General features: G+C 75.0%; 7 protein-coding genes and 1 pseudogene. 7 read left to right on the top strand and 1 reads right to left on the bottom strand.

The window, feature by feature from the left end:
• Positions 1-431 (top strand): annotated as a pseudogene (locus ACFV57_RS37540) (CDP-diacylglycerol--serine O-phosphatidyltransferase); the annotation flags it as partial.
• Between the two features lie 234 nt (positions 432-665).
• Here ACFV57_RS37540 and ACFV57_RS37545 read toward each other — a convergent pair.
• Positions 666-1,790, bottom strand: coding sequence for a glycerate kinase (locus tag ACFV57_RS37545; RefSeq protein WP_385242138.1), 1,125 nt, complete (start codon positions 1,788-1,790; stop codon positions 666-668).
• Between the two features lie 188 nt (positions 1,791-1,978).
• On the opposite strand from ACFV57_RS37545, the gene ACFV57_RS37550 reads away from it, so the two are divergent.
• The 6 genes from ACFV57_RS37550 to ACFV57_RS37575 all read left to right on the top strand — a co-directional run bounded on the left by ACFV57_RS37550 (position 1,979) and on the right by ACFV57_RS37575 (position 12,388).
• Entirely contained in the window at positions 1,979-3,745 is a 1,767-nt protein-coding gene (locus ACFV57_RS37550; protein ID WP_385242003.1) for a BCCT family transporter, read from the top strand.
• A 118-nt stretch (positions 3,746-3,863) separates the two neighbouring features.
• Positions 3,864-4,238 (top strand): CU044_2847 family protein, encoded by a 375-nt coding sequence (locus tag ACFV57_RS37555; RefSeq protein ID WP_385242006.1) that lies wholly within the window; start codon positions 3,864-3,866, stop codon positions 4,236-4,238.
• A gap of 3 nt (positions 4,239-4,241) precedes the next feature.
• Positions 4,242-6,446 (top strand): trypsin-like peptidase domain-containing protein, encoded by a 2,205-nt coding sequence (locus ACFV57_RS37560; RefSeq protein ID WP_385242009.1) that lies wholly within the window; start codon positions 4,242-4,244, stop codon positions 6,444-6,446.
• A gap of 91 nt (positions 6,447-6,537) precedes the next feature.
• Positions 6,538-7,497, top strand: coding sequence for an AAA family ATPase (locus ACFV57_RS37565; RefSeq protein WP_385242012.1), 960 nt, complete (start codon positions 6,538-6,540; stop codon positions 7,495-7,497).
• A 2-nt stretch (positions 7,498-7,499) separates the two neighbouring features.
• Entirely contained in the window at positions 7,500-10,901 is a 3,402-nt protein-coding gene (locus tag ACFV57_RS37570; RefSeq protein ID WP_385242015.1) for an SAV_2336 N-terminal domain-related protein, read from the top strand.
• 212 nt (positions 10,902-11,113) lie between these two features.
• Positions 11,114-12,388 carry a tyrosinase family oxidase copper chaperone gene (locus ACFV57_RS37575; RefSeq protein ID WP_385242018.1) on the top strand — a complete coding sequence of 425 codons (1,275 nt, stop codon included), beginning with the start codon at positions 11,114-11,116 and terminating at the stop codon, positions 12,386-12,388.
• Positions 12,389-12,406: the final 18 nt, after the last annotated feature.

Here is a 12,406-nt window from a genome sequence, read left to right on the forward strand (position 1 = left end):
CCGCGGTGGTGGTGCTGCTGGCGGTGATCCTGCGGCTGGCCCGGTTCTCCTGCGTGACGCTGCGTGACGGCATCTTCCAGGGGATGCCGAGCCCGTTCGGCGCCCTGACCGTCGTCGCGATCGTGCTGCTGGAGCTGCCCTTCGTGCCGACGCTGCTGGCGATCATCGGGGTGGCCTGGCTGATGGTGAGCCGGGTCGAGTACCCGAAGCCGCGGGGCCGGCTCGCGGTGGCGATGCTCAGCTGGATCGTGCTGAGCATGGGCATGCTGGCGGCCTGGGCGCTGGACGCCCCCGGCGGCCAGATGCTCCTGCAGACCGGATGCTCCCTCCAGATCGTGCTGGGCGCGATGATCCCGGTCTTCGCGACGGCCCGCCGGGTCAACACCTTCCGCGACAACCGCCGCGAGGCGCGCAGCGCACAGATCCAGTAGCGGATCGCGGTCCACGGACCGGACACGGAACCAGAAAGGCCCCCGCCGGGCGCGTCAGCCCGGCGGGGGCCTTTTGTCGTATCCGGGAGCACGCGGGCACGCAGGGCGCGGAAGCGGAGGCCCAGGGGGCGCGTCGCGGGCCTCCGAGCCCCGCGACGCGCTCCTGGCCCGTAGGCCACGCCCCGGCCCGTACGTCAGCGCCTCGGACGCGCCCCCGGCCCGTACGTCAGCGCCTCACAGCAGGAAGTCGCGCGCGAGGGCCTCCGCGGCCCGCTCCAGGAGCGGGCCCGCCTCGGCCATGCAGCGGGCCGGGTCCGGCTCCAGGTCGGTCAGCGGGTAGGCGCGGCGGATACCAGCCCGGCCCAGGGCCTCCGGCGGCAGGGCCAGGCGCCCGCAGACCGCCGCCACGTCCAGGCCAGCGGCGCGGGCCGCCGCCGCGACGCCGGCCGGTGCCTTGCCGTGCAGGGTCTGCTCGTCCAGCGACCCTTCGCCGGTGACGACGAAGGTGGCGCGGGCCAGGGCCGGGGCGAAGCCCAGCACCTCCAGCATGACGTCGATGCCCGGCCGGAAGGCGGCGCCCAGGCCGACGAGGGCGCCGTAGCCGATGCCGCCCGCCGCGCCCGCGCCGGGCGCCGCGGCGTACTCGGCGGCGCGGGGCCCCACCGCGGTCTCCAGGACCTTGGCGTAGTGGGCCAGGGCCGCGTCCAGCGCCGCGACGTCCTGTTCGCTCGCGCCCTTCTGCGGCCCGTAGACGGCGGGCGCGCCCTTGGGGCCGGTCAGCGGGTTGTCCACGTCGCCGGCGAGGACCACCTCCGCACGGGCGAGCCGCGCGTCCAGGCCCGACAGGTCGGCGGTGGCCAGATCGCGCAGCGGACCGCCGCCCGGTGCGAGCGGTGTGCCCGCGGCGTCCAGGAAGCGGGCGCCGAGGGCGGCGAGCATGCCCGCGCCGCCGTCGGTGGTGGCGCTGCCGCCGACACCGAGGACGATCGTGGCGGCGCCCGCGTCCAGTGCCGCGCGCAGCAGCTCGCCGGTGCCGTACGTGGTGGCCGTGAGCGGCGCGAAGCGGCCCTTCGGGAGGTGCTGGAGGCCGGACGCCTCCGCCATCTCGACGACGGCCGTGCCGTCCGCGTGGAGCGCGTAGGTGGCCGTCACCGGGGCGCCAACGGGGCCGGTGACCCGGACCTCGTGCCGGGTGAAGCCTGCCGCGAGGGCGGCCGCGACCGTGCCGTCGCCGCCGTCGGCGACCGGGACGGACTCCACCGCCAGGCCGGGGACGGCCCGGCGCAGCCCGGCCGTGACGTGGCGGGCGACCTCGGTGGCCGTGAGCGAGCCCTTGAATTTGTCCGCGGCGACCAGCACCCGCGGTGCCCGGTCCTGGTCTGCCGCCGGTGTCCTTGCTGCGTCCGCCACTGTTTCCCCTTGCTTTCGAACTGGCAGTCGCGCCGCTGCGACCTTATCCGGCGGGGGCCCCGGCGAACAGGGACCGATGACGCCGAACGGCGCGCCAAACCGGCAGAGGACCACTTTTCCGGCCATAGTGGGACGCCATGAGCGTGCAGACGTCCGAGGAACCGACGCCGAATTCCGTGCCGGGCAGCGCGGAGCACGATCCGCCGCCCGACCTGACCCTGGTCGGTGTCGGAGTGGCCGCGGTGCTCGCGGTGGTGGCCTGGGCGGCGCTGGGCAAAAAGAATTTCGAATCGGTCACCGATTCCGCACTGAATTGGGTGCTGGGGAATTTCGGCTGGCTGTTCGTGGTGGCCGCCGATGTCTTTCTCGTCCTGTGCGTCGTCATCGCCTTCAGCCGTTTCGGCCGTATCCGGCTCGGCAAGGACGACGCGGAGCCGGAATTCGGCAATCTGGCGTGGATCGCGATGATGTTCAGCGCCGGCATGGGCATCGGCCTGATGTTCTACGGCGTGGGCGAACCGCTCCAGCACTACGTCTCCCCGCCGCCCGCGAGCGGGGTCACGCCGCACAGTGGCGCCGCGGCCCGTACCGCGCTGGAGTACTCGTTCTTCCACTGGACCCTGACGCCGTGGGCCATCTACGGCATCGCGGGCCTGGCCCTGGCGTACGCGGGCTTCCGCAAGGGCCGCAGCAACCGGCTCAGCTCCGCGTTCGTCCCGCTGATCGGCGAGCGGCGGGCCGGCGGGCGGCTGGGGCACCTGATCGACCTGCTGGCCGTCTTCGCGACCGTCTTCGGTACGGCCACCAGCCTCGGCCTCGGCGCCCTCCAGGTCAGCAGGGGGCTCAACATCACCACGGGCGCGGCGGACAGCACCACCGTGCAGCTGGTCATCATCGTCGCGCTGTCCGCCGCGTTCGTGGCGTCGGCCTTCTCCGGCCTGCACAAGGGCGTCAAGTGGCTGTCCACCCTGAACATCGTGCTGGCCGCGCTGCTGATGCTGTTCGTCTTCGTGCTCGGGCCGACGGTGTACGTCCTGGACAGCATCCCGGCGAGCGTCGGCGGCTACCTCGGCGACCTGCTGCCGATGGCCTCGCGGACCGGCGCGTTCACCGAAGCGGACTGGCTCGGCGTCTGGACGATCTTCTACTGGGCCTGGTGGCTGTCCTGGGCCCCGTTCGTCGGCACGTTCATCGCGCGCATCTCGCACGGGCGCACCATCCGGGAGTTCCTGGTCGGTGTCCTGCTGGTGCCCAGCGGCGCCACGATGGTGTGGTTCTGCGTGATGGGCGGCAGCGCGATCCGGCTGGACGCCAGCGGCCTCGCCGACCTGGCGAAGAACGCGAAGGACGCGGAGGCGTCGCTGTTCGGGATGCTGGACGCGCTGCCGGCCGGGGCCGTGACCTCCTGGGCGGCCATGATCCTGGTGATGACGTACTTCATCACCAGCGCCGACTCCGCGTCCCTGGTGATGGGGTCGCTGACCAGCCGGGGCGCGCTGCACCCGCGGACGTGGCTGGTGGTCACCTGGGGCATCCTGATGGCCGCGGTCGCGGCGGTGCTGCTGGTGGCCGGCGGGCTCGGCTCGCTCCAGACGGCGACGATCCTGGTCGCGCTGCCCTTCGTGTTCGTGATGCTGGCGCTGTGCTGGGCGCTGCTGAAGGAGCTGCGCGAGGACCCTGGTGCCGGTCCGGCCCGGCACCACGCGCTGCACGGGCTGCGGGACGCGGTGCGCACCATCGTCGGCGAGACGATCACCGAGCAGGGGCGGACGCGCCACCCGCGGCTGCGGCGGGCCGCGGACGCCAAGCGGTCGGGCGACGACACGGGCACGCCGGGGCCGGGGACCTCCGGGCAGGGCACACCGGGACAGGGACCGCCCGAGCAGGGGCCCCCGGGGCCGTAGCGGGCGCCCGGGGAACGGACCGGACGACGGGCGCGCGCCGCGGCGCGCCCGGTACCGGACACGTACCGATCGGCGAACACACCTGTTCCCAGGGCGACTTGATCGGCACAATGAGCCTGTGCCGCATTACGACTATGTGGAGTTCCCGTTCGAGGACGCCACCGTCCGGGTGGAACTGGCGTCCGCCGGCGAGCCGGCCGGCGGGGCCGGTGACGCGGACCTGCCCGGCGGGATCGGCGGAGTCACACCGGTGGGCAGCGGTGCCCGGGTCACCGCCCTGGCGTCCGACGCGCTGCGGGCCGTACTGAGTCCGCTGGGGCCGGTCCTCCAGCAGGTGCACGACGCGGTGCGGTCGGCGCCCGATCCGCCGCGGGAGCTGGCCGTCACCTTCGGCGTGCAGATCGGCCAGGACCTGAAGCTGGGCATCGTGGGCAGCGGCGGCCAGGCGAGCATGACCGTCTCGGCGAGCTGGCAGTTCCCGGTTCGGGACTGAGCCGTGGGCTGGTTCACGGTGCCCGCGGACGAGCCCCCCGCGGACGCCCGCGGAGCCCTGGTCAGGGTCGTGGGCGGGCAGGCCCGGACGGCGGGCGCGGGGGTCTACCTGACCGCCCGGTACCTGCTGACCTGTGCCCACGTGGTCAACACCGCGCTCGGGCGGCGGCCGCTGAGCCACCCCGACCCGGGGGACGTCCGCCTGGAGGTCGCCTTCCCCGCGCTGTCCCCCGCCCCGGCCGTGCCCGCGCGGCTGGTCGTGTGGGTGGCTCCGCGTGCCGCCGACCGCGCCGGTCCGGCACCCGACGGGGCGCTGGAGTGGGCCGGTGACCTGGCCGTACTGGAGCTGGACGGGCCGCCGCCCGCCCCGGTGCGCGCGCTGCCCTGGGCGGACCTGGCCACCGGCCAGGAGGTACGTACCTGGTACGGCGGCGGGCAGCCGTTCACCTATGCCGACGTGCGGGTGGGCGCCTGCGACGGCTCGGTGGGCTATCTGGACGGGCAGCTGTCGGGCGCGGCCGTCGAGGAGGGCTACAGCGGCGGCCCCCTGTGGTCGCTCCGCGACGCGGCCGCGGTCGGCCTGATGATGGGCCGGATCACGGCGCCGGGCGGAGCATTCTCCGCCCAGCACACGGTACGGCGCAGCTGGGGCATCAGCCGGCAGGCGATCGAGGCCGAGCTGCTGCGGGCGGGCGCGGGCGGACTGCTGCCCCCGGACCGCAGGCGCGGTGCGGCGGCCTTCTCCGACGACAGCGGTTTGCGCGACATGCTGGCGGGACCGGTGCAGGCGCTGCTCGGGGTGCCCGCTGAGCGTGCCGCGCACGCCACGGCCCTGGGCGCGGAACTGGGCCTGCGCACCCCGGCGGACGGTTCGGCGCCCACCGTGGAGGAACTGGTCACCGTCCTGTACACGGAGCGGCGGGCGCTGCCGACCCTGAGCGAGTCGGTCGCCCGTACCGTCACCGACGGCGGGGCGCGCGCCGAGCTGGACCGGCTGCTGGCCCTGGGGCGGATGGTCGAGGAGGGCGGCCTGCTGTCGGTGGGCGAGCACCGCAAACTGCTCGCCAAGCTGACGGACCTGACCTGCCGTGATCCGGGGCTGCTCCCCCGGGCCGCCGCCGCGGCCCTGCAGTTCATGACGCTGCCCGCCCCGCTGCACGGCGCGCGGCTGTCGGCTTCGGCGGTGCCGGCCGCGCTGCGGGCGCTGGAGACCTGGCCCGGCGACTGCACGTCCGTACCGAACGAGACGCCCCGGCTGCCCGCGCTGGTGCGGGTGGTCGAGTACGTGGCGGCGGAGGTCGGCGGGCTGCCGGGCGAGGTGCTGCGGGAGTGGAGCACCCGGGTCGCGCAGCGGCTGGGCGTCCATCCGTCGGCGCTGGACGAGCGGCGGGCGGACGCGGCGCGCTGGGCCGCGCGGACGGCGTCGGCGGGTACCTGTGTCCTGGTGGAGCTGTCCCGGCACACGGACGACCCGCCGGACCGCTACCGGTGCTCGCTGTGGCGGGTGCGGGACGACGGCACGGCCGCCCGTGCGGGGCCCGGCGACGACCGTCCGCTGGACGGCGCGGGCATCGCCCGGCTGGTGCGCGCCGTCGCCAGTGGCGCGGAGGGTCCCGGGCAGGGCGTGCCGATGGTGGCGGTGGCCGTCGGCCCGGACGGGCTGCAGCTGCCGGTGGACGAGTGGGACGGCGCGGAGCCGGGTGAGCTGTATCCGGCGCCGCTGGGCGAGGACTTCCTCGTCGTCCTGCGCTGCCCGCAGGTGCGCCGGCACTCCCGTACCGCTCTGCACGATCTCAGCCGCCGCTGGGAGGCGCGGCGGCGCACCGGGCCGCTGATCGCCGACGAGCAGGTCACCAGCGACCGGGAGCTGATGGGGATGCTGAAGACCACGCACCGGGACCAGGGCAGCGTCGTGGTGCACGGGCCGCCCAAGCACCGGGCGCTGCTGCTGAACGTGTGCTTGTTCATGGGGGTGCCGATCGTGCTGTGGGACCGGGAGGCGGTCGACCACCGGCAGGCGGCGCGCCTGGAACCGTCGCGCCCGTCCGGGCCGTTGGAGGAACTGCCGGAGCGCATACGGCATTTCCGGGTACGGGCCCACATGGACCCGGCGCAGGCGGCCCGGCCCGCGCTCGTCTGGGAGGACGCCGGGCTGCCGCTGCCGGACGAGTTGCGGCTCGCCGATCCGGGTGCGGGAGCGCAGGGATGACAGGCGCGCGACGTACGAGGCGTACGGGCCGCGGCGCGCGGGTGCGGGCCGCGGCGGGAAGCGACGGCGGACGGGCGGGAGCGGATCGGCGATGACGGAGAACGACGCGTGGCGGCTCTTCCGGGGCGATCGCACGCCCCGGCGGGCGGTGCTGCCCCCGGCGCCGCCCTGGCGGCAGTTCGGGCCGCCCGGTGACGCGGACGGCGGGCGGCGGCGGGAGCGCCCGTACCTGATCGGCCGGGCGCAGGCGGACGTGGTGAGCGCCGCCCTGCACCTGCGGCGCCCGCTGCTGGTGACGGGCCACCCGGGCACCGGCAAGTCGTCGCTGGCGCACGCCATCGCCCACGAGCTGAGCCTGGGGCCGGTGCTCCAGTGGCCGGTCAACAGCCGTTCGGTGCTCAAGGAGGCGCTGTACGACTACGACGCCATCGGCCGGCTGCGGGAGACGCATCTGCGCCAGGAGCACGCGGGTCCCGAGCCGGACATCGGCACGTACATCCGGCTGGGGCCGCTCGGGACGGCGCTGGTGCCGCGCGAGGTGCCGCGGGTGCTGCTCGTCGACGAGCTGGACAAGGGCGACGTGGACCTGCCCAACGACCTGCTGATGGTCTTCGAGGAGGGCGAGTTCGAGATACCGGAACTGTCCCGGCTGCCGGAGGACCGCAGCGAGGTGGAGGTGCTGCTGCACGGCACGGACAGCGGGCGGGTGCGGGTGACGCGCGGTCTGGTGCGCTGCCGGGAGTTCCCGGTGGTGGTGATCACGAGCAACGGCGAGCGGGACTTCCCGCCCGCGTTCCTGCGCCGCTGTGTCCGGCTCGCGCTGCCCGAACCGGACGAGCAGCAGCTGCGCAGGATCGTCGCCGCGCACCTCGGCGAGGACGCCCTGCCGGGGATGGACGACCTCCTGCACACCTTCATCAACGAGCGGGCACACGGCGAACTGGCGACGGACCAGCTGCTCAACGCGGTGTTCCTGCGCAAGGGCGGGGTGGACCTGGACGCGCAGGGACTGCTGCTGGCGGTCCTGCACCGGCTCGGCGGAACGGTGTAGCCGTGCCGGGCGGCGGCTCCGGTTTCGAGCAGGTCGGTGCGGTCACCGGCTACGACCTCTCCACCCTGGAGCTGCTGGACGTCCTGTGGCTGGCCGGGCGGCTGCCCCGGGACGGTTCGGTGCCGCTGGCCGCACTGCTGGGGCAGCCGTCCGGGCCGCACTCCGGCGCGCAGCGGGTGCCGTCCGAGGAGCCGGACCGGCGGCCGGGCGGTACGGCCACGGGCACTTCCGGCCGGGCGCCGAGCGCCGGTGCCGTACCGGCCGGGCGCCGGCAGTCGCCATCCCAGCTCGCCGGCGCGCTGCACGCCGCCGCTTCGGCGAGCGGCGCCGTCGAATTCTCCGACACCGCCGCGCAGTCCGGGCACGAGGACGCCGGGGCGCTGCCCGTACGGATACCGGAGAGCAAGGCGCTGGGCCACGAGGAGCTGCGGCTCAGCCGCGCACTGCGCCCTCTCAAGCAGCGCCGGCCGCGCCGTGACCGCCAGGAGCTGGACGACGCGGCGACCGTGGCGGCGATGGCCGAGACCGGGCTGCCGGACGTGGTGACGCGGCCCGCCCGCGAACGGTGGCTGGATCTGACGCTGCTGATCGACGACGGCGTCTCCATGCTGCTGTGGCGCCGCCTGGCCGCTGAACTGCGGGCGCTGTTCGAGCAGTTGGGCGCCTTCCGGGACGTACGGGTACATGGCCTGGACAGCCGGTCGCCGGGCGGTCCCCGGCTGCGGGCGCGCCCCTTCGACCCCGATCCGGCGCTGCTGTCGCCCGCCTCGGTCGCCGATCCGTCCGGCCGCAGCCTCATCCTGGTCGTCAGCGACGGCGTGGGCTCCTGCTGGCGCGACGGCACCCTGCACACCGCTCTGGAGCGCTGGGCGCGGCGCGGCCCCACCGGCGTCGTCCACGCGCTGCCCGCGCACATGTGGAGCGGTTCGGGGCTGCGGGCCGAGCCGTGGCGGGTGACGACCCGGCGGCGGGGCGCGGCGAACGACACCTGGGACGTGGCCAACGCGCTGCTGCCCGCGGGCCTGGCCGACGACTTCCGCGGTGTCCCGGTCCCCGTCCTGGAGCCGCGCCGCGCGGCCGTCGCCGCCTGGGCCCGGCTGGTGGCCTCGCCCGGGGCGAGTGCCGAGCTGCCGCTGCTGGCACCGCCCGCCGCTCCCGGGGCGCGCCCGGTGGCGGGCACCCGCGGCCCGGACGCGGCGGACGCCGTGCTGCGCTTCCGCGACGCCGCCTCGGCCCCGGCGTACCGGCTGGCCGCCCATCTGGCCGCGGTGTCGCCGATCACGGTGCCGGTGATGCGGCTGGTGCTGGACGCGGTGCCGTGGCCCGCCGAGACGTCGCACCTGGCGGAGGTGTTCCTCGGCGGGCTGATGCGCCGCGCCGGGCCCGCGGACGGCGCGCAGCCGCAGCACCTCAGCTTCGAGTTCGCCGAGGGCGCCCAGGAGATCCTGCTGGACACCGCCTCCCCGATCGAGCTGCTGCGCACCACGCGTGCGGTGACCGAGCGGCTGGCGCGCCTGGTGGGCCGTTCGCCGGACTTCCCGGCGTGGCTGGCGCACCCGTCCGGTACGGGTGAACTCCTGCCGGGCACCCGGCCGTTCGCGTGGCTGGAGGACCGGCTGCTGACGCACCTCGGTGCCCGGCCGATGGCGCCGATCAGGGCGCTGCCTCCGGAGACGTACGAGGAGGCCCGGCTGCCGGACACGTCGGGGGCGGCGCCGTCCTGGCTGCCGCTGCGTCTGCAGGACCTGCACTCGCTCGGCCCGTACACCCTGCGGCTGCGCGGCGAGTCCAGTGGCGTTCCGAACGCGTACATCGGTGTGGACGAGGCGGGCGCGCAGGTGCTGCTGCGTGTGTCGCCGTCCGTCAAGTGGCCGATGGCCAGGGAGCTGCTGGGTGTCGAGTTGCGGGCACTGCGCCGTATGGGCGGGGTCTACGCCCCCGAGGTGGTGGCCAGTGACCTGGAGGGGCCGGTGCCGTGGATCGCTCTGCGGCTCGAACGGCTCAGTACGGAGCTGCCCGCGCCGACGCTGCGCGCGCTGCTGCACGCGGCGGGCCCGCTGCACGGCTCGCCGCTGTTTCCGTGGCTCGGATGGCACCTGGCGCGCGCGGTGAGCCGCTGCCACCGCAACAACATCGTGCACGGCGCGCTGACGCCCGGGACGGTGCTGGTCACCGAGGAGACGGTGCGGATTCTGGAGTGGGCCTCGGCCCGGATCGACGGTGAGTCCAGCGCGTCGCCGCTGGCCATGCCCACGCGTTCCCCGCACCGCGCGCCGGAGGTCACCTCCTGGGGTGAGTCGCGGATCGCCGCGGGCGACGTGTACGCGCTGGGCACGATCCTCGTCGACGCCGCGACGGGCCGGTCCTGGCGGTGGTACCAGAGCACCACCCTGCTCACGCTGGAGGAGTTCCTCCAGATGGACGCCGGGCTCCGGGACATCCTGCTGCGCTGCATCGACGTCGAGCCCGAGGCCCGTCCGACGGCCGCCGAGGTGGCCGAGGTGTTCGCGGGCTATCTGCCGGAGTCGGTCACCCGCGCCCAGGCCGCCGACGCACCGGCCGGTCCGTCCCCCGGCCTGAGCCCGGAGCTCACCGAGCCGGACCGCAGCGACGCCGACGCCGAACGCGACCGGCTGCTCGCCACCGTCCGGGCACCGCTGAGGCGGCCCCTGCACGTCGCGCTGCTCGCCCTCAAGGACCGGGTGGGCTGCACCACGACGACGACGGTGCTCGGCGCGCTGCTCGCCGAACAGCGCCGGGAGCATGTCCTGGCCGTCGACGCGGACCGGCACGCCGGCAGCCACATCCGCATCGCGCGGCGCGTCTACCGCGACACCGCCGCCCGGCTGTCGGACCTGGCGCGCTCCGTCGGCCACGTGCACGACTTCGAGGACTTCCGGCTGTTCGTGTCCCAGCACCGGTCGGGACTGCTGGTGCTGGCCAACGACTCCGTACAGCACCGGACCGGCCCGCCGGGTCAGTTCACCGACCGGGACTACGCGGCGGTGACCGCGCTCGCCGAGCCGTACTGCGCCGTCACCCTCGCCGACACCGACCGGTTCCCGCAGGCCGTGCTGGACCGCGCCGACCGGGTGGTGATCGTGACCCGGGCCGACCCGGCCGGGCTGACGCACGCGGAGCGGTCCATGGACCGGCTGCTCACGCTGGGCCTGCCGCATCTGGCATCGGACGCCGTGGTGGTGCTCAACCACAGCCGCCCGGAGGCCGGCTGGACCCTGAATCCGGCGACCGTGCGCGGGCTCAGTTCACGCTGCCGCGACGTGGTCATGGTGCCGCGCGACGGCCATCTGGCCACCGGCAGCGTGGTGGAGCTGTCCTGGCTCGCCCCGGAGACCTACCGGGCGTATCTGCGGCTGGCGGCGCTGCTGCTGGACCGGTGGTGAGACGCGTACACGGTGCTACGCGAACGCGGTGAGACGGTACGCGGTGAGACGGGTACGCGCGGCCCGTCGGCGGCTCCCGCGCCCACCGGGCGGCCCCGGGCCGGGCGGTGCGCCCCCGTGCACCGAATCACCTGTTCGGATGCATTCGGCCGCGGCAGGCGTCCGGTCCCCGCACCGGGGTGAAGCTCCTGGAGGGGGCGAGGGGAGGCCTGGTGCGACGACGCGACGTGGTCGTGGGTGCGACGGCGGCCGGTGCCGCGGCGCTGCTGCCCGCGGCTGCCGGTTCGCTCGGCCCGCGGCCGTACACCGAGCGGTATCGCGGCCGGACGATCCGCATCGACGCCCGGCAGGGCCGCGCCCGGGTGACGATCGACGGCCGCGAACTGGACCTGATGCGGATGGGAGAAGGCGCCTACCTGTCCCCGCTATGCCACTACGGGTTCGACCGGACGCCGCTGGCGGCCGCGCGGCGGGCCGTACGGCGGCTGCGCGGCGCCCGGCTGCTGCCGTCCCCGCCGGTTCGCTCATGGCCGGAACCCGTCGCGCCCGCGGCACCGGCGCCCGCCGCCCGCCCCCATGTCCGCAAGAACCACCTGGCGCTGACCGCGGAGGAACGGCGCCGCTTCGTGCACGCCGTCCTGGAGGCCAAGCGGCGCGGTGTGTACGACGCGCTGGTCGCCGTCCACATCCGGGCCAACTCCCACGACTACATCCACCGGGACCACGGGTGGCGCACCGCGCACCTGACCCCTTCGCTGCTCCCCTGGCACCGGCAGTTCCTGCTGTACTTCGAACAGGCGCTCCGCGCGATCGACCCCGGTGTCGCCCTGCCGTACTGGGACTGGACGAGCGACCGCGGCCGGGACTCGCCGCTGTGGGACGACGACTTCCTGGGCGGCGACGGGCGGCCCGGCGACCGGCAGGTGACCACGGGCCCCTTCGCCCGGCGCAACGGCTGGCGGCTGCGGGTCAACGTCCGGCCCGCCGGCGACGACGTGGAGTGGGCCAACGGCTATTACACCCAGGACGACCGGGACTTCCTCACCCGCGCCATGCGTCCGTCCGGCACCCTCTCGACGGTCCGGCAGCTGGAAGCGGCCCTCGCGCTGCCCGTCTACGACTGCCCTCCGTGGAACCACCTGAGCGGCGGGAAACCGCCCTACCCCAGCTTCCGCAACCACCTGGAGGGCTACGCGAAGTTCCCGTGGGAGCGGGACTGGGGCAAACTGCACGGCTCCGCCCACGTCTTCGTCGGCGGCCACATGGACTTCCTCGCCTCGCCCAACGACCCGGTGTTCTTCCTCCACCACTGCTTCGTCGACAAGATCTGGGCCGACTGGCAGCGCCGGCACCCCCATGTCCCCCACTACCTCCCGCTGGAGCCCGCCCGCGACGTGCCCGGTCTCCACACCCCGCTGGCCCCCTGGCACACGATGACGCCCGCCGACCTCCTCGACCACACCCGGTACTACCGCTACGACGTCTGAGGCAGGCCCGGCTCCGGC

It is taken from the genome of Streptomyces sp. NPDC059788 (assembly GCF_042732265.1).
Lineage (GTDB): Bacteria > Actinomycetota > Actinomycetes > Streptomycetales > Streptomycetaceae > Streptomyces.

Coding starts and splice junctions, on each gene's coding strand:
- ACFV57_RS37550 (WP_385242003.1), top strand. CDS start 1,979: ATGAGCGTGCAGACGTCCGAGGAACCGACGCCGAATTCCGTGCCGGGC.
- ACFV57_RS37565 (WP_385242012.1), top strand. CDS start 6,538: ATGACGGAGAACGACGCGTGGCGGCTCTTCCGGGGCGATCGCACGCCC.